Source organism: Planctomycetia bacterium, assembly GCA_016795155.1.
In the GTDB taxonomy this organism is placed as follows: domain Bacteria; phylum Planctomycetota; class Planctomycetia; order Gemmatales; family HRBIN36; genus JAEUIE01.
On record JAEUIE010000013.1, the window covers coordinates 18786 to 37718 of the forward strand.

The following is an 18933-nucleotide window of genomic DNA, read 5'->3' on the forward strand; positions in this document are numbered from 1 at the left end:
CTCGATGTAAACAATAAACAAGTGAGTTCACGAAACTTGCGCTGCAGTTCTAGTCCTGTACACAAGAACCCAGGCGAAGCCTAGGACAATCAACATCTGCCCGGGGCCGTAGGTTGCCCAGACCAGAAATCGAAGTTGCGGGGTGCTGCCTTGAAACATTTCCCAGGCAATAACGCCATCGCTGAAAAGAAACAACATGGCTCCGAGTGCAGACCAGATAAACTGCCTGTTCTGAATCGCCAGTGCCGAAGTGACACCAGCGGTGGCGGCGAGCAATGCACCATACGCCAATGCAGGGATATGCAGGGGAAGATGTTGATCACTGCGATTGACGATGAAAATCCAGATGAGGATGCCGATGACCTGCCAGGCTAATATCGCGAGCCACCACAGGGCATTGGCAGGTATTTGAAAGTATCGGCGTGCCAGCAGCGCACCATAGATGTACGCCAGATGCCCGATGCCAAAAAACAACATGCCACCGATGACAGGGCTGGGGAAGAACTTGAACAACCCCGCCATCGCACAATCGCCCAGAAAGCCGAAAAACATACCCACCGCAATGCAGACCGCAATGCGCCGAGGTGCGGCAGCAGTTTTGAAGACGGTGTACCAGGCAGCCAGAACCAAAATGAAACTGCTGGTCAGTTTCATCGAGGGCAGGGTACTGAAATGCTCTTTATCGAGCCATTGCAGATCGAGAAGTAAGCCTGTGCCGAGAGTGAAGAGCCACAGGAGCAAGAGTAAATAGTACATTGATGATTCTGGTTAGTAGTCATCACGCTCTGTCGCGTTGACGGAGTGTGCTGGTTGAGAAGTAAAAGCAAAGTCTATGGTATGAATGGTTTTACTTGCGTGACCTCTTCACACTACCAACATTGAAATTGTTCATCCACAAAAGCGAATTTGGCTGCATTCTCTTGATTCTAAGACAGAGATCGGCTTATGCCTGATTGTGTATGGGACCATCTGGCTATATAGTTCTGGACTGATCAAGCCCCTTCGATGCTAATGTAAGCAATTACTCTTGAGGACAAGGAAGGGGGTCTAATCAGTTTTTTTTTACTTAAGTAATGACTGCGTCATTGGAATTTTCATTGAAGAAACAAACACTTTTCTCAATTACATGTATCTGCCAGTTTGACAGCGACTCCCAATCGATATTACGCAATTCGACAAATGTATCCATAAATCGTTATCTAGAAACACGTTGTAATCTATAGAGTTGATTTGGCCTACTAATTGCTCTTACATTTTCATCAGAACACAGTTCTCAATTTGGATAGAAAATGAACCCCAACAAAATGACAGAAAAAGTACAGGAAGCATTACAGGCGTCACAGAGCCTGGCGTTACGTCGTGGCCATCAGCAAATTGAAGTTGAACACCTTTTTCTGACCCTGTTGCAACAGGAAGAGGGGTTGGCTGCAGCCATATTGAACAAACTCGGAGCTAATGCCAAGGCCATTCAGGCTCGTCTGGAAATGGAACTCGACAAGATTCCGAAAGTCAGTGGGGGAGGCGATCAGGTTTTTCTATCTGGCCGCTTGAATCGACTGCTGGCAACTGCCGAAGATGAAGCCAAGAAACTGAAAGATGATTTCATCTCGGTAGAGCATTTGTTGCTTGCGATGATGAACGATACCGGAGCCACCGGCAAGATTCTGAAGGAAGCCGGGCTGAACCGTGATGACATCTTGAAAACCCTCAAAGAAGTGCGAGGATCGCAACGCGTGACATCCCAGAACCCGGAAGGCACCTATCAATCGTTGGAGCGGTATGGCCGTGATCTGACCGACCTCGCAGCTAAGGGCAAGGTTGACCCTGTCATTGGGCGCGATGAAGAAATTCGCCGTGTGATACAAGTACTTTCGCGACGAACTAAAAACAATCCGGTGCTGATTGGCGAACCTGGTGTTGGCAAAACCGCTATCGTGGAAGGATTGGCACAGCGTATTATCCGTGGCGATGTCCCCGAAGGCTTGAAAAACAAGCGAGTTGTCGCACTGGATATGGGCGCGCTGATCGCTGGAGCTAAGTACCGTGGCGAATTTGAAGAACGTCTGAAAGCTGTCCTGAAAGAAGTACAGGAATCAGCAGGAGACATCATTTTATTCATTGACGAAATGCACACGGTGGTGGGTGCAGGCAAAGCTGATGGGGCTATGGATGCAGGCAACCTGCTCAAACCCATGCTGGCACGAGGCGAGTTGCACTGCATCGGCGCTACCACGCTCGATGAGTATCGCAAACATGTTGAGAAAGATGCAGCACTCGAACGTCGCTTCCAGCCGGTCATGGTCGATCAACCCAGCGTGGAAGATACGATATCGATTCTGCGCGGCCTGAAGGAACGTTACGAAGTGCATCACGGTGTACGAATTCAGGATGCGGCTTTGGTAGCTGCTGCCACGCTTTCCAATCGATACATCACCGAACGTTTCCTGCCTGATAAGGCAATCGACCTGGTCGATGAAGCTGCAGCCAAACTGCGCACCGAAATCGACTCTCAACCCACTGAGTTGGACGAAGCCAATCGCCGGTACATGCAACTCGAAATCGAAAGGCAGGCACTGAAGAAAGAAAAAGACGCTGCTTCCAAAGACCGACTTGCCAAGCTGGAAAAGGAACTCGCAGACATCAAGGAGAAAACGCAATCACTGCAGGCACGCTGGCAAACGGAAAAATCTGCGGTACAGTCGCTGCGGAGCTTGCGGGAGAAGATTGATGAGACCAAGCAGCAGGTGGATGTCGTTACCCGACAGGGCGATCTCTCCAAGGCTTCGGAACTCAAATACGGTGTGCTCCCTCAATTGGAATCACAATTGAAAGATGCGGAGTCCAAACTCTCTTCCCTGGAGCAAGGCAGCAGACTGATCAAGGAAGAAGTGGATGAGGAGGATATTGCCCGCGTCGTTAGCCGTTGGACTGGAGTTCCTGTCACTAAGCTGATGGCGGGAGAAGCACAGAAATTGCTCAGCCTGGAAGATGACCTGCATAAACGGGTAGTTGGCCAGGAAGATGCAGTACGGGCTGTTGCAGAAGCTGTGCTGCGTGCCCGTTCAGGATTGAAAGATCCACAGCGACCCATTGGATCGTTCCTGTTCCTGGGACCTACTGGCGTAGGCAAAACTGAACTGGCCCGAGCCTTGGCGGAAACCCTGTTCGATGATGAACGGGCCTTGATCCGCATCGACATGTCGGAATACCAGGAGAAACACAATGTCAGCCGGCTGCTCGGTGCACCCCCTGGCTATGTAGGCTACGAAGAAGGAGGCCAGCTGACAGAAGCAGTTCGACGACGCCCTTACGCAGTCATTCTTCTTGATGAAGTGGAAAAAGCGCATACCGATGTCTTCAACGTGCTGTTGCAGATTCTCGATGATGGCCGATTGACTGATGGCCAGGGCCGGGTCGTCGATTTCAAGAATACGCTGCTGATTATGACGAGTAACATCGGCTCACGTCGTATTCTGGAATTTTCAGGCAAAACCAGTGGTGCGGTATTTGAGCACATGGAATCTGCTGTTCTGGAAGAATTGCGTGAGCACTTCCGGCCTGAATTCCTCAATCGCGTTGATGAAACAGTGGTGTTCCATGCACTGACCGAAAGTGATCTGAAGAAGATCATCGATATTCAGTTACAACGATTGCTCAAACGACTGGAAGAACGGCATATAGTGCTCGAACTGTCTGAATCTGCTCGAAAGCATCTGCTTTCCAGCGGTTATGACCCTGCGTATGGAGCCCGGCCACTCAAGCGGGCCATTCAGCGGGAGTTGGAAACACCTCTCAGCAGAAACCTGCTGTCAGGTAAAATACGTGACGGGCAACGCATTGTTGCAGAGAACGATGAAGACCAAGGCGGCATCTCGTTCCGTACCATCTGATTATCGGATTGTTGTCATCTCGCTCCGCCGAGATGACGCGACGTGCAATCGCGTGCTTCAATATCTGATGGATTTTGCAATGAGCTCATCTTCTGCGATGCTTTCTGCGACCGTGTCCTCACGACGGAGCGTGAGGACTACAAACCAGAAAATACCAATTAGTTGGTAATGCCCTTCGTCAGTCGCATGAACGCGGTTTCGATATTGATTTCTTCTTCTACCAAGGCCTGCAGTTTGAACCCGGCTGGCAGAAGCACTTCCGGAATGAAGCTGCTGTCAGTAATTCCTTCTCCCAGCGTTACCGCAACCTGTACGGTATCGATGCCTTCTTCAGGGATGACCAGTTTTCGTTCTTCGAGCTTGCTGATGCTGGGGTGTCCTTCCAGCCGCTTGAGTGCATCGAGTGGTTTTTCTGATACACGCACCAGGTAAACCCGCTGGGGATTGACCCGTCGCAGTGCATCGTTCACGCTGCCATCGTAGAGCAATTGCCCACGTTCAATGATGCCGATCTTGTTACAGATATCGCGAAGTTCCGGGAGGATGTGACTGCTGATCATGATAGTCTTGCCCATGTTTCGCAGTTCTTTGAGCAAGCCACGGAATTCAATGCGGGCACGCGGATCAAGACCGCTGGCAGGTTCATCGAGCAGCAGCACCAGTGGTTCATGCAGCAGAACACGGGCCAGGCCCAATCGCTGAGTCATACCGCGGGAAAGACTGGTGACCAGTGCTTCCTTCTTGTAGGTCAAATCAACCAGTTCCAGAACCTGTTCACATTTCTTTCGCCGAGCCGGGCCTTTGATGCGGTAGGCAGCTGCAAAGAATTCCAGGTACTCAATGACTTTCATGTCATCGTACACGCCGAAGAAATCGGGCATGTAGCCGATGGAGCGTCGAATGTCCTGAGCATTCTTGTAGATGGAATAACCACATACATTCGCCTCACCAAAGGTAGGCGTAAGTAACGTGGCAAGGATGCGCATGGTGGTAGTTTTGCCTGCGCCATTAGGGCCGATAAAGCCGTAGACATCCCCTTTTTCCAGTTTCAGATTCAGCCTGTTGAGTGCATAGAGTTCACCATACATTTTGGTCAGATCACGCGTTTCGATCATAGCAGTTTCCAGGTTATGAAGCCGTTGCCTATTATTGAGCTGTTGGCGATTCCTTCACAGGCAGGAAGACGCGAATAAATGTCGCCTGTCGCATCGAGCCAGTGAGCAGATCTGCGCCGGACGGATTGGTTAATTTCAATTTCGTGCCGAGCACACCACCCTGGTTCAGCTTGGCTGCATCTCCATATTCATCTGCGAGAGTGCCTACCAGGATGGCTTCACCATAGTCCTTGAGTCGCCAGGTCTGGTTCAAGTGTCTCAGATATTCGCTGGTTTTCGTGTTACCACTTCCATCTCGACTCGCAAAAATCAGGCTGTTCATATCGGGTGCAAAGTCAGGCTGATCAGTATTCTGTGAACTCATCGCCAGTTTTCTGCTGAGAATGCTACCGCTCATAACACCGGTAGAGCCCTGGTTCAGAAACTCAATGTCATAATCCTTGTCCGGATCCATATCACCAACTGTCCATGTTTTGTCAGCATAAAACAGTTTGGCACCCAACAATTTTACAGGCAGCCTGGATCGTACCGATCCCTTGATATAGAGCCTTTCTTTCACCAGCTTGCTTTCGAAAGGCTGCTTGGCACGATCAATAGAACCAAGCCATCGTGCCTCCAGAGATTTCTGCGACCAGACCTGAATAGGCAATTGCCTGATGCCGTCCGCGGCTGGCGTGTATTGATAGTCTCGCTCAAACAATCCACCCTGGCTCTGTCCGACCATGCGGGAACCGCTGTAGACACTGTAACGCCCCAGCCAGGAGAGAGTAGTTGCGGGCGAACTCACACTTTGTGGAGTCAGATCAACATTGTAATTCTGCAGCCTGGGACTGAAGATCGCCATCCACGTGCTGCCCATGATACGTTCGCGATTCAAATCAATATCGATGAGATCAACCTTGTTCAGCCGGAGCTTATCGCCCTTGAGATAATAGGCGCCAAAGTATGCAGCCAGGCTGACCAGCAGAACAACGGTCGGAAATGTAATCCAGGTATATTCGAGTCGCTTAAAGACTTTCTTCAAGACAAAGTAATCAACCGGCCCGATCAGAATGATGTAGAGTGCAATAAACAGCGCCACGACCGCAAAGGAAATCACAGGAACATCGCCAAATTCTTCAATGCGGTTTGCCAGTGAAAGTGATGCATCATCACGAGGTGTGCCGTAATACTGGTTCTGGCTGGGAGTAATGGCCCGAGCTTCCATGACCGAAGACCAGAAATCGGATTTGTGTTCCCAGTTCTGAAATGCTGCATCGTTAGTATCAAAACCAATGACGGTTATCTTTCCCAGGCCATAGGCTGACCGAACAATCAGGGGCTTCTTGTAGGTAGCTACATCAGACACCAGTGAAGCAGTCAGCGTTTTGATGCCGGGTTTCGGCTCCAGCCTTGCATAGGGCATCAGCGGGCCACGAATTTCCCCTTGTGAGCGACGCAGATTCTGGGCGAGGGACTGAATGATAAAATCTCGCAGACCATCCAAACGCTCTGCTTTCTCTGCACCAGAACGATCAATTTTCACCGGCAACAGACGTTCCAGAGGAAAATCAGTTGGGCTGCCCACGATACCGGCATTTCCTGCCACGGAAACAATCAGATGCCCGCCCTGCAACACCCATTGTTCCAAAGCCTCACTGCGAACCGTATCGCGAGCCAGTTGTTGCACCAGGCTGCTGCCAAAATTACCACCGGTCGCCAGGATGATCGCATCGACACCTTCATAGCCGTACCAGCGATCTGGCAATTCGGAAAGCATATTGGGACTGGCAGCTCGAATCGACATGAGACGCTGTGCATTCCGCGAACTGTTCTGATTGAACTCTTCAGCATCATCGGAGGCTTTCAGGCCATGTGAACTGCCTACATTCACTGCAAGTATCGATTCGTGATCCACCTGGTTACGGGTATCAGCCCGCATACGCTCATTCGGAGGATACGAAAAGGTCTGATTTATTTCTGTAGTGCCAAGTTTGCCCTTCAGTCTGACTATCACGCCATGATAACTGCTGGCATCCGATACCTTGATGTAACTCTGGAAAACTCCTCGAGTATTTTCTCGAGCGAGCAGGACATTCTCTTTCAGGATGTGGGTATTCCAGCCATCACTGTCTTTGGTCGAGATTTCCAACTGTCCCTGGAAACTGGCAGGCAAAGAATTGGCTTCGCGAGGTGGACCGAGTGTTACCAGGACAGAAACCCATTTTCCATCCTTGTACATATCGGAAGAACCAGCCGGAAAGCCGATACGAACGTCCTGTATTTGAATGGACTTGTCAGGCGTTTGTGACCAGACATTAGCAGGTAGCAAGGCCAGCATACATACCAGCAGCCTGTGCCATATGAATTGACTTACCTGTGTCATGAACGTGTTGTCCATTACGGTTTCTCACCCTGGCAGGCACAAGGCGCTTGATGGCACCCCGGGCATGCCTGCCCATACTTTTCCACCATTGCAGTTGTCAGATCAATGCCTGCCACATTGGCCAGCGTAGCCAGCCAGGCAAGTACATCAGCAAACTCTTCTTGTAATGGATGACGTGCATCGCCACGCAGTGAAGCAGAGAGTTCCCCCACTTCTTCCATAAACCACATAAAAGTGCCTTCAATGCCCCGCGATGCATCTTTTGCCCCGTAGAGAGCCTTGATGTGTCGTTGCACGTGGCTTAACGTCCATGTTGGTTCAGGCATGCAATGGATTAACCACCGGAAAATGTTTGCTCATAATAAACTATCGCGGCTCAACCCGTGTTGCAAGTATGGATTGGCAAAAGAGTAACGGAAAGCGAGTGTCGATTATCAGTTGATACCGATAAGATAAAACCATCATACTTCAGATGAAGATACATGCAGGGTATTGATCCATGGATAACGAAACTCTACTGCTTCTGACAGCCTTCATAGCAGGTATAATCGGAAGTGTCTTTTCCTGGTATTGTCCAGCGTCAGGCAAGATAGCATTAGCACTCAATGCTCTGCCCATCCTTTCAGCTTATCTCGCGGTGGCTTTCTGCTGAGGACATCCCTTAACCATGCTCGGTCCGAGCCTGTTTATCTCTAGTTGCCCAATCGCCATTGGTTATGCATTACGCGCTTTTGTTGCAGCTAAAGATCGCGTATTTGCTGCATTGGCAATGGCCATTGCCGTTGGAATACCTGGAACTGTGTTTGCTCTATTCTTGAGAAGCTGATTTGAAATCAAGAGTTATCCGGATGATCCCATTGAAACAACTGATAACTTATTGCAGAAAATTGCCACACATCACGGAAGATATCAAATGGGAAACGAACCTGGTATTTTCCATTGGTGGCAAGATGTTTGCCGTCTTTGATAACGACAAACTATTGAGCTTCAGTTGTAAAGCTGATCCCGCGGAGTTCCCCAGGCTGATTAATATGCCCGGCATCATTCCTGCCCCATACCTGGCACGCCATCACTGGGTTTACATGCAGCGGGATGCCAACTTGCCTACTGCTTTCCTTAAAGAATTGCTCAGCGAATCATATCAACTGGTGCGGGAGAAATTGTCGAGGAGTGTGCAGGCGAAACTCAAGGGCGGGAAGTGAGTGGTGGCCATGAGAAATATACCAGGCGAAACTATCTGGATTGGACATGCTGGCGATTTGAAAAACCCACAAGCACTCTACGACCTGGGTATTGAAGCAGTGGTAGAACTGGCAGACAGTGAGACCTTTGCCACATTGCCTCGCGATCTGATACGATTGCGAATTCCACTCAGTGACGGCGGTGACAATCCATTATGGAAACTAAAGCTCGGAGCAATAACCGTTGCTGAGTTGATACGCTCAAACATATCTGTCATGCTTTGCTGCTCGGCAGGCATGAGCCGTTCGGTATGCATTGCTGCAGGGAGTCTTTCGATAGTCAGAAAGATAACGCTTGTTGAAGCATTGAAACAAGTAACGAGTCATGGCCCCGCGGACATCTCACCCATGTTATTGGAGCAACTCAGGCAAGCATTAACCTGATTTTGTTTGTAGTCATCTCACTCCGTGAGATGACGGGATGTGCAATCGCTTCACCCACTTCTCGATAACTCAATCAGTGTGTTGCAGTGACTTCATTTTTCGAGAGAGTATTTTGCCACCGCGTCCTCACGACGGAGCGTGAGGACTACAAACCAGAGGTAACTACCCCTTCCGCTTGATCTCAATCTTTCTGAACATAACCGGATCGTTGTGGCCAGCGAAGCCAAAATGGCCTGTGGTCAGTTCCTTGCCGGGATGGGGCGAGTTAGCCATGTATTGTTTGATGTCACTTAAATCGGTTTCGAGGATAATCGTACCGTTCAGTTCGACTTTAATTTTGCTGCCTACCACGTGCACTTCCTGGAAATTCCATTCACCGGTGGGTCGCAGGTAGCCACGATGGGCAGCAGCCATGCCGTAGGCTGAGCCATGATACTGCCGTGGATCGAGCTTGGTGTACTGGGCAGCTTCGTTATCAAGCACCTGAAGTTCGCACATACCAGAATAAGCAGGGTCGCCATTTCCTGGATAACGAATAGCCAACCCATTATTGCCACCTGGAGGCAACTTGAATTCCAGCCGCACAACGAAATTGCTGTATTTTTCCTTGGTATACAGCACGCCACCTTTGCCTTTTTTGCAAACGATGGCATCGTCTTTGACTTCGTAATTGTCGCTGGCGTCAGTCCAGCCATCAAGATTATGGCCATTGAAGATGGACTTAAAACCTTTGCCTGATTGCTTTCTCAGCCAGTCGTTCGCCTCTTCCGTGGTAATTTCGCGAACGGCGATGTTTCGCCAGCGGATTTCACCGCCATGCGTCTGCAGGATGATCGGGCCATCGTTCATCAGGCGTTTTTTCCGATCCCAGAAATTCTCCATGACTGCGTCATCAACCACGATCTTGTCATTGAGCCATACGGTGGTTCGTTCGCCGATCTGCAGCACGCGAAACTTGTTCCATTCGCCAAACGGCTTGTCGGCCCGGAACATCGGGTCTTTACCTCTGGCACCCGGGCTATTGTTCCACAAGCCACCTGAACCTTTATCTGCCCCGATATTAAACTTGGCTTTTTCTGTGGGGTCCCAGATCTGCACCTGCGGCGTTGCCTTCAGATAGATACCACTGTCCGCACGAGGCACCGTGCGATACTCCAGGATCAGTTCATAATCACGGTAGTTTTTCTCGGTCGCCAGGTATGCACCGTGGCCATCGTTGACAAGTTCCCCATTTTGCACCTGGTAGAGGGTAGCCTGCTCGGCATTCATCATCGGATTGGCGGGTACCAGTTCGAATCGCTCGCGGTTACGACGAAACAGGCGAGGCAGCAACGAGCGTTTGGGCACTAGCATCCAGGCTTCTGCTTGTGATGCCGAAGCATCAGCTGGCTCTACTCGCCAATGCTTTTCAGCATCAGCAGTCCATTCAGCAATCTTCTTGGCGCGGTCGTTGGCAGGCAACTTCGCCAGTTCAGCAGGGCTTGCTCCCGCAGCATGGATATTCCAGCCATACCAGCCTGATAAATCTTTGCCATTAAAGATCGCTTTGAAACCAGCTGGTAATGTCGATGCTGGTGTAACTACCGTATTCGCCTTCACCATAGCCTTGAGTGGTCCTTCTACAGCATCAGCCCAGATGGTGTAACCCTTGGGTGAAAGATGAAGGAAATCAGGCATGATTTCCTTGGGAAGTGTGCCATCCTGATTTAGGAATTTGTCACCAATATCAAGGAAGGTTACTGTCTGACCATCGTGCAGTTGACTGATTCGTTTGTTCACTTCAATGAGTTTAAGCCGCTGGGGATTATCAGGCTTTTCGCCGCGTGGGAATACTGCCAGCAAAAGTATTTTGGTCTGTGGAGACTTCTGACGAATGATGCGAACGATGTTCTCGATACCCTCAGCGATGTGCTCAGCAGAATCGCTACCACTGTTGTTCGTACCGATCATGATCATGGCAGCTTTGGGGCGATAAGCTTCCATTTCATTACCAGTGGTAAGCCGCCAGATAACATGTTGTGTTCGGTCACCGCTGAAACCCAGATTGATGGCAATCATTGGAGCGAAGCGTTTTTCCCACTCGGCTTTGCCTGCGCCTTCCCAGCCCTGTGTGATGGAATCGCCAATAAACATGACTGCCGGGTTGCCATCCTGAGCGAACTCCAGAGCCTTGGCATGACGATCCTGCCACCATTTTTCCTTGCGATCAACCGGCTTGATGGCGGCATGTTCTGATTGGGCATGACTTGTTGGAGTGTAAACCGACAGAACTGCAATGCTCACCCACAAGAGAATCCTACTGCGATACATGGTGTGCCTCTACCAACGGGAGGGAGTACTGGAGGGATAATTCACAGCATACGGGTTGCAGCGACAGATGCCAGTGTAAACAACTGACTCACCTTGTCCCTGGTCTTACACTTATCAACCGCACATAGAGAACCGAAATTCATATCCTTGAACGTATGCAAACCGTATTAGTTACCGGATCAGCAGGCCGTCTGGGCCAGGCAGCAGTATCTGCCCTGGTCCGTGAAGGACATCAGGTTATCGGCATCGACAGCAGGCCAACACCAGGCTTGCCCGCTTCCATCGTTGATGATCTGCAGCAGCAGACAACATTGCGTGCGATGATGCGGGGAGCCAACGCTGTCATTCATCTGGCGGCAACACCAGATGACTCTGTCTGGCCATTGCCTGCCCAAGCCGGCGACAATTTTCTTACTCACCTGGTGCCTAACAATCTGATTTCCAGTTACAACGTACTGGAAGCCGCCAGACATAATAAAGTTCCGAAAGTGATTCTGGCCAGTACAGGTCAGGTGGTATGGGATCAATCATACCACGGACCATTTCCCATTACCGTTGACGCCAAACCAACTCCACGCTGGTGGTATGCCAGCACCAAACTGATGCTGGAAGCCATCGGCGAAGCCTACACCAAACAGGGATTCTTCAGTGTCATCGCAGTCCGGCTGGGCTTCTGTCCCCGTGATTCCCATCAGGTGTTACAGATTGCGGGCGACCCTCGCGATCAGGACGTTTATCTTAGCCCAGGCGATGCAGGACTATTCTTTGATTGCTGCGTAAAGGCCACGCTGCCTGCCAACAGCTTTCATATTCTATACGCCGCCAGTAACGCTCCACATCAGGTACGTTTTGATCTGGAACCTGCAAAACGCCTGGTTGGCTTTCAACCTCGCGACACCTGGCCAACTGGAGTTACCGTTCCGAACATCCAGTTGCCTCAGCCTTGAGTCAGGAAATGGCAAAAGATTTATCGCAAGTGAAGCGGGGATATGATCGCTGGGCCTTGGTGTATGATCACGATGCCAACCCGCTGCCTGCACTGGAAGAGCCAGTAGTGAAACGACTAGCAGGAGAGGTTAACCAGCTGAATATACTTGATCTTGGCTGTGGCACAGGCCGACATGCCATTTGGCTGGCACAGGCTGGAGCCTGCGTTACTGCCGTAGATTTTTCCGAAGGCATGCTGGCTGAGGCACGCAAGAAAACAGGCGCAGAGAAGATTCATTTCATCGTTCATGATGTACACCAGAAACTTCCATTGGAAGACGCGATAATTGATTTAATCATCAGCGGGCTGGTGCTCGAACATGTGTGCAATTTACCCGAGTTCTTCGCAGAGGTCTGCCGAGTCCTGAAGCCAGATGGCCGTGCTATTCTTTCAACCATGCATCCAGCGATGTTTCTGAAAGGCAGTCAGGCCCGCTTTACCGATCCGATTTCAGGTGAACTGGTTCAGCCTGGAAGCATTGCACATTCCATCAGCGATTTCATCATGGGTGCCCTGCAAGCCGGGCTGGAACTAAATCATATAGAGGAATCGAAGCCGGATGCTGATTTCGTCCGGCAGTATCCCCGTGCAGAAAAGTATCTCGATTGGCCAATGCTGGCAGTATTCTCCTTCAAGCGTCACCGAGTTAGATCATGACAGCCAACGAATTCCGCAAGATGGCCTTGAAGCTGCCCGATGTGCAGGAATCAGCACATATGGATCATCCTGATTTCCGTTATGTGAACAAGATCTTTGCTTCGCTGGGTACACAAGAAAGTTATGGGATGGTCAACCTGACTTCTGAACAACAGAAGGAGTTTCTGGCATCTCATCCCGAAGCGTTTGAACCCTGTGCCGGTGTATGGGGGAAACGGGGCTACACCAAAGTGATTCTGGAGAATGCCGATAAGGCAGCAGTCAAGGAGGCCTTGGAGTTGGCTTGGAAAAAAGTTGCTTCTACGATTCGACCCAGTTCCAAAAGGAAAAAATAGCGGCTGCAGCGCTTGTTAAATATTTTGCTGGCATTGATCATTCCAATCTAATACTAGACACATGAAATCACAACATCATTGGAGCTTCCATGTCCAGGTATGTCGATGCGTTCCTGATTCCCCCTTGCTTCGCAGAATGTTGAACAGTGTCAGAAGATAACTAGTCAGGCTGGCGTTATCTGGAAGGAACATGGTGCACTGGAATATGATGAATGCCTGTTGATGATCTGGATTGCAAAGATATGGTTTCCTTTTTGAAATCGGCAGATGCCAAAGAAGGGGAAACAATAATCGTTGCCTGGATTCTTTATGAATCGAAAGCCAAGCGGGATGAAGTGAATGCCAAGGTGATGGCTGATCCTCGAATAGCCAACATGATGGAACCGGGTACGATGCCTTTTGAAAACAAACGTACGGCATACGACGGATTTACGACCTTGATGGAAGTTCGTTAGAAAGTGCCTGATTTTCCAGTTATTCCTGTGTGGTAAAAATTTAGGGTGTATTTGACACCTATATCGATTTTGTGACCTATAGTTATTTGATCGCCCAAGAATTATTTCATTGCCTGAATGAGGCTTTATGATCGCCGAAGCTTGCCTCTCGGATGTTGAGCAATTTTTCAGCGTCCTGCAAAAGAGTGCGTTATTAGATGAAGAAACATTTGAGATTTGGCGTAATCGGGTACCCATGCCAACCGATGCCCGCACACTGGCCTCTGTCATGGTGCGCGATGGTGTCTTGACCAAATACCAAGGCAACCGATTACTACAAGGGAAGTATCACGGCTTCGTCGTTGGACCCTACACTATTCTTGATCTTCTCGTGGAAGGCAAGAGCGATGCCAGCTTTCTCGCTTGGCATCATGCGATGAACCGCAAAGTAGCACTTAAAGTGGTGAAGCAGAACCTCGACCACTGCAAAGTGACACATGAACGGTTCATGCGTGAGGCACGCATTACAGCTACAGTCAACCACCCAAATATCGTTAAGGTTTTTGATTTCGTCGAAGAAAACGGAATACAGTTCCTGGTGATGGAATATGTAGAAGGCAAGAATCTGCTGCAGTTGATCGAAGCGAATGGCCCCATTGCGCCGGCTAAAGCTATTGAATACATTTGTCATGCAGCTGCTGGCCTACAACACGCGCATGATCAGGGCATTATTCATCGGGACATCAAGCCTTCCAATCTGATTCTCAATCATAAAGGTCAGGTCAAGATTCTGGACATGGGACATTCCCGTTTTTCAGACGATGAAACGATGAACATCACCAAGCTGTACAGTCCTAATTCAGTAATGGGCACCGTAGAGTACATTGCCCCGGAACAATCGCTCGGCCAGGACTACGATTACCGCTGCGATATCTACAGTCTGGGTTGCACGCTGTTCACGCTGCTGGCAGGCAGGCCGCCTTTCCAGGGCAACACTTACCAATTGCTGATGGCACATCAGGTGGATGAGGTGCCCTCACTCAAAGATTTCCAACCAGGTATTCCCTCTGCCTTACAGTCCGTGATCAATCGTATGATGGCCAAGCAGCCCAGTGCCAGGTATCAGTCTGCAACCGAAGTGATCAAGGCATTACAGGCCATTGCTTCGAGCCGATCAGCCGTGGTTGTTCCCAAACTGCCAACCAAACACGCAATGAAGAAACAGCCTACTCAATTCACCATCGAATTGCCGGTTGATCTGCCCGAACAGAAAAAGCATCAGGCTACAACAGGCTCCTCGCCCAGCACACGTAGACATTCTTCAGTTGTCTCTATTGATCTTGCTGCTGAAACCACTGCCATCAAGCAGGCTGCTGTCTCGACTACTTCGACCAAAACACGCAGGGTTCTGCCATGGCTTATCCTGGCAGGGCTCGCTGTTGCCGGTGTCGCCGGGTGGTTTGTCTACCAGGCAATGAGCAAATAACACTTTTGCTGATGAACATTGCACCATGGAAGACTGTTGGAATTCCATGGTTTGTTTTATGGATGCCAGAAACGAACTTGTGGTAGCTTTCACGCATTTGTTTGACTATTTTCCGAACATGCTAATCCATGACTCGGTAACGAAGATCAGAGTCTGGACTAAATCCTCATCAGGCTTACATCATCAGAAGAGTCTTGGGAGCAACCATGGCAAAGATGGTTACCGGGAAAGTCCAGGATATTGACAGTTACCTTGCCACCGTGAATCCCTCACAACGGAAGGCATTGCAGTCGCTGCGTAAAACGATTCAAAAGGCAGCACCCGAAGCTGTCGAAGGGATCAGCTACAATCTGCCTGCCTTTCGTTTGCTGGGTAAACCCCTGGTAGCTTTCAGCGCCTTTACCAACCACTGCTCTTTCTTCCCGATGAGTGGAAAGCTCATCGATCAATTTCAAAAGGAACTGAAGGGATTTGAAACCAGCAAAGGAACCATCCGGTTTACCACAGATAAGCCGCTGCCTGCATCACTGATCACCAGGATAGTCAAGGCTCGTGTAGCGGATATTGAAAGCAAACCCAAACCAAAAGCAGGTCGCAAAGTCAGCGATACTTCTGACGAAGTTACAGCATTTCTAAAAAATCTGAAGCATCCACTTCAGAAAGATTACCTGGCTGTACAGAAAATAATACTGAATGCCCATGCTTCCATATCGGCAGGCATCAAATGGAACTCACTGAGCTTCAAAACCCATGAATACTTTGCCACGATCAACCTGCGCAACAAAGATGCAGTTCAACTGGTGATGCACCTTGGTGCGAAAGTAAAAGATAACACCAAACCAATGATAATTGATGATCAACAAGGACTATTACAATGGCTGTCGAGTGACCGTTGCCTATTAACACTGGGCAAAGGGCAAGCACTGAATAAGAACAAAAAGGCACTGCGAAACATTATCCTGCAGTGGATCAAGTATGTTTAACATTTCGGACATCGTTATGGCAAAACGAAAAGCCAGACCTCAGACAAAGTCTTTTACTGCAGATTCTGTGCTTGCCGAGTTGAAGCGTCTTTCCACTAAAGCCACCAAAGACGGCATGACACGTTTTGGAATTCCGTCAGACAATGCCCTGGGAGTAACGGTTGGCGACATTCGTGACTTGGGCAAAAAGATCGGCAAACAGCACGAGTTGGCTTTGGAACTCTGGAAAACCGGCGTTTACGAAGCTCGTATGCTGTGTGCTTTTATCGAAGATCCAACGGCAATTACTTCTGTACAAATGGACGAGTGGTGCAGAGACTTCGACAGTTGGGCCATCTGCGACACTCTCTGTTTCCATCTCTATGATAAAACGCCTCATGCCTGGAAGATGATCCGCACCTGGGCCAAGCGAAAGCCTGAGTTCGAAAAACGATCTTCCTTTGCCTTGCTGGCATCCGTAGCATTGCACGATAAGCAGGCTGATGACGAACTCTTTGCAGAATCCCTGGAACTGATCGCCAATGCTTCTGATGACGAGCGAAACTTCGTCAAGAAAGGTGTCAGTTGGGCCCTGCGAGTCATCGGCGGAAGAAATGTTTCACTTCACGGTGCTGCTATGGCGCTCGCGGAATCGTTATCCAATTCAGAATCACCCAGCGCCCGCTGGATCGGCAAAGATGCCCTGCGCGATCTGAAACGCCCACTGGTAAAGAAAAAAGTAGCTAAGCGATAAAATGCTTCACTTCAGGAATTGTCCACATTCCCGATAGCAGAACACCCATCCCTTCAGTATGCTTGGTGCATTATCCAGTTGGGATCACTCACCATGCTCAAGGCTTTTCAATACGCATCGTGTCTACTTTGCCTGGCAATGACTTTGCTGGGTTCTGCTCAATCACAAGAATGGCCCCGCTCACCTACCATTGCACCACATGGCATGGTGGCAACCGGTCAACCGCTCGCTGCCCAGATTGGCGTCGACATCCTCAAGAAAGGCGGCAGCGCGGTGGATGCTGCCGTTGCCGTCAATGCCGCACTCGGCCTCATGGAACCAACTTCCTGTGGCATTGGTGGCGATCTGTATGCCATCGTCTGGGATAACAAAGAGAAGAAACTCTTTGGCCTCAATGCCAGTGGCCGGGCTCCCTATGCCGCCACCATCAAGTATTTCAAAGATAAGAATTTGAGCAGCATCCCCACCAGCGGCCCGCTCAGTTGGTCCGTCCCTGGCTGCGTCGATGGTTGGGATGTACTTCTGAAGAAATGGGGCAAGATGCCTCTCAAGGACATCCTTGCTCCTACCATTGCTTATGCCGAAGCAGGATTCCCCGTCTCTCCCGTCATCGCTGGCTATTGGCTCAGCGGCGAAAGGATACTGGCCCGATCGAACGATCCGCATCATGCCGGGTTGCGATCGATCTTCTATCCAAACAACGGCCGTGGACCGCGTACCGGGGAAATTTTCAAGAACCCCAAACTCGCCCAGTGCTATCGTCTCATCGCCGAACAAGGTCGCGACGCCTATTACAAAGGCACCATTGCCACCCAGTTGCTCAAGTATTCGCAATCTGTCGGCGGACTTTTTACCCAGAAAGATTTCGACGACACCGCCGCCACTTGGGTAGAACCGGTCAGCACTGATTACCGTGGCTACACCGTCTGTGCCATTCCCCCGCCAGGCCAGGGCATTGCCACCTTGCAGATGCTGAACTCCATCGAAGCCTACGACCTCAAGAAAATGGGCGTTGGCAGCGCCGACTATTGGCACGTCTTCCTCGAAGCGAAGAAACTAGCCTTTGCCGACCGTGCCCGTTACTACACCGACCCGGAGTTCAGTAAAGTGCCGGTGAAGGAACTTATCTCCAAAGACTATGCCAGTTCACGACGTCAACTCATCGAGATGAACAAGGCCATGACCAAGGTTGAGCATGGCGATCCCAAGCTCAGCCAATCCGATACCATCTATCTCACTGTCGTCGATAAGGATCGCAACTGCTGTTCACTCATTCAAAGCAACTACAACGGCTTCGGCTCCGGCCTGGCCGATCCCGAACTCGGCTTTGGTATCCAGAACCGTGGCTGCCTGTTCGCTCTGAATGAATCGCATCCCAACAAGCTTGAACCGCACAAACGGCCTTTCCACACCATTATCCCCGGCTTCGTCCTCAAAGACGGAAAGCCCTGGTTCTGCTTCGGCTGCATGGGCGGCGACATGCAGCCTCAGGGCCAGGTGCAGATACTTGTGAACATGATCGATTTCGGAATGAATGTGCAGGCAGCCGGTGCCTATCCCAGGCTTGAACACACCGGTTCAGCTACGCCTACAGGTAAGCCAATGGCCGCTAACGGCGGCACTGTTGAAGCCGAACCTGGTATACCTGTTGCCATCATCAAAGAACTGGAGAAACGTGGACATGTCGTCAAACAGGTCAACCGCAACGGCGGTGGCTACCAGGGCATCATGATCCACCCGGTTACTGGCATGCTGCACGGCGGAAGTGAACCCAGAAAAGATGGTATGGCAATCGGGTATTGATAGTAGTTATCTCGATTATCGAGATGACAGCCATGTGATACCCAAGAGTCAGGTTGTCGATATGCCCAGATTAGAGCATTTTCAGTTCCATTCTTGCGGCGCATATCCTGCATGTCGGAGGTAGTTGGCGCATTCATTAGGCGAGAACCAGTCGAGGCACTGGCCGCAGAGTTGATCACATGCTTCCTTGGTGCGTGGCTTGCGTTTGC

General features: G+C 50.2%; 15 protein-coding genes and 1 pseudogene. 11 read left to right on the forward strand and 5 right to left on the reverse strand.

Annotated elements, in window-relative coordinates; genetic code table 11:
* Positions 1-27: 27 nt before the first annotated feature.
* Positions 28-756: a lysoplasmalogenase gene (locus tag JNJ77_05790; protein MBL8822081.1), complete on the reverse strand. Its 729-nt coding sequence runs from the start codon at positions 754-756 to the stop codon at positions 28-30.
* Positions 757-1289: 533 nt separating this feature from the next.
* Here JNJ77_05790 and clpB point away from each other — a divergent pair.
* Complete coding sequence (gene clpB, locus JNJ77_05795) at positions 1290-3890, forward strand: ATP-dependent chaperone ClpB (protein MBL8822082.1); 2601 nt, start codon at positions 1290-1292, stop codon at positions 3888-3890.
* A gap of 158 nt (positions 3891-4048) precedes the next feature.
* Here the strand turns inward: clpB and JNJ77_05800 are convergent, their stop codons facing one another.
* Genes JNJ77_05800 through JNJ77_05810 form a run of 3 tightly spaced genes read right to left on the reverse strand, consistent with a single transcriptional unit; the run spans position 4049 to position 7696 of the window.
* On the reverse strand, positions 4049-5005 hold the full coding sequence (locus tag JNJ77_05800) for an ABC transporter ATP-binding protein (GenBank protein MBL8822083.1): 957 nt from the start codon (positions 5003-5005) through the stop codon (positions 4049-4051).
* 31 nt (positions 5006-5036) lie between these two features.
* On the reverse strand, positions 5037-7385 hold the full coding sequence (locus tag JNJ77_05805; GenBank protein MBL8822084.1) for a hypothetical protein: 2349 nt from the start codon (positions 7383-7385) through the stop codon (positions 5037-5039).
* Positions 7385-7696 (reverse strand): nucleotide pyrophosphohydrolase, encoded by a 312-nt coding sequence (locus tag JNJ77_05810; protein ID MBL8822085.1) that lies wholly within the window; start codon positions 7694-7696, stop codon positions 7385-7387. The genes JNJ77_05805 and JNJ77_05810 overlap by 1 nt, the downstream gene beginning before the upstream one ends.
* Before the next feature lie 522 nt (positions 7697-8218).
* On the opposite strand from JNJ77_05810, the gene JNJ77_05815 reads away from it, so the two are divergent.
* Positions 8219-8572, forward strand: coding sequence for an MmcQ/YjbR family DNA-binding protein (locus tag JNJ77_05815; GenBank protein ID MBL8822086.1), 354 nt, complete (start codon positions 8219-8221; stop codon positions 8570-8572).
* 9 nt (positions 8573-8581) lie between these two features.
* A complete protein-coding gene (locus tag JNJ77_05820) occupies positions 8582-8995 on the forward strand; it encodes a dual specificity protein phosphatase family protein (GenBank protein ID MBL8822087.1) in 414 nt (137 codons plus the stop codon).
* A gap of 162 nt (positions 8996-9157) precedes the next feature.
* On the opposite strand, the gene JNJ77_05825 is transcribed toward JNJ77_05820, so the two are convergent.
* Entirely contained in the window at positions 9158-11305 is a 2148-nt protein-coding gene (locus tag JNJ77_05825) for a DUF1080 domain-containing protein (GenBank protein MBL8822088.1), read from the reverse strand.
* Between the two features lie 155 nt (positions 11306-11460).
* Between JNJ77_05825 and JNJ77_05830 the strand changes: the two genes are divergently transcribed.
* The 8 genes and pseudogenes from JNJ77_05830 (at position 11461) to ggt (ending at position 18724) form a co-directional block, all read left to right on the forward strand.
* The gene (locus JNJ77_05830) at positions 11461-12252 is read left to right on the forward strand and encodes an NAD(P)-dependent oxidoreductase (GenBank protein MBL8822089.1); all 792 of its coding nucleotides are present in this window, start codon (positions 11461-11463) and stop codon (positions 12250-12252) included.
* Positions 12253-12260: 8 nt separating this feature from the next.
* Entirely contained in the window at positions 12261-12950 is a 690-nt protein-coding gene (locus JNJ77_05835; protein ID MBL8822090.1) for a class I SAM-dependent methyltransferase, read from the forward strand.
* The gene (locus tag JNJ77_05840; GenBank protein MBL8822091.1) at positions 12947-13285 is read left to right on the forward strand and encodes an MmcQ/YjbR family DNA-binding protein; all 339 of its coding nucleotides are present in this window, start codon (positions 12947-12949) and stop codon (positions 13283-13285) included. Before JNJ77_05835 ends, JNJ77_05840 begins: the two co-directional genes overlap by 4 nt.
* Positions 13286-13374: 89 nt before the next feature.
* Positions 13375-13740: pseudogene (locus tag JNJ77_05845) on the forward strand (DUF1428 domain-containing protein).
* A 127-nt stretch (positions 13741-13867) separates the two neighbouring features.
* Positions 13868-15205: a protein kinase gene (locus tag JNJ77_05850; GenBank protein ID MBL8822092.1), complete on the forward strand. Its 1338-nt coding sequence runs from the start codon at positions 13868-13870 to the stop codon at positions 15203-15205.
* A gap of 206 nt (positions 15206-15411) precedes the next feature.
* Positions 15412-16188, forward strand: coding sequence for a DUF1801 domain-containing protein (locus tag JNJ77_05855; GenBank protein MBL8822093.1), 777 nt, complete (start codon positions 15412-15414; stop codon positions 16186-16188).
* 16 nt (positions 16189-16204) lie between these two features.
* Positions 16205-16921, forward strand: a complete 717-nt coding sequence (locus JNJ77_05860; GenBank protein ID MBL8822094.1) for a DNA alkylation repair protein — start codon at positions 16205-16207, stop codon at positions 16919-16921.
* Between the two features lie 93 nt (positions 16922-17014).
* Positions 17015-18724 carry a gamma-glutamyltransferase gene (gene ggt, locus JNJ77_05865; GenBank protein ID MBL8822095.1) on the forward strand — a complete coding sequence of 570 codons (1710 nt, stop codon included), beginning with the start codon at positions 17015-17017 and terminating at the stop codon, positions 18722-18724.
* The last annotated feature ends 209 nt before the right edge of the window (positions 18725-18933 follow it).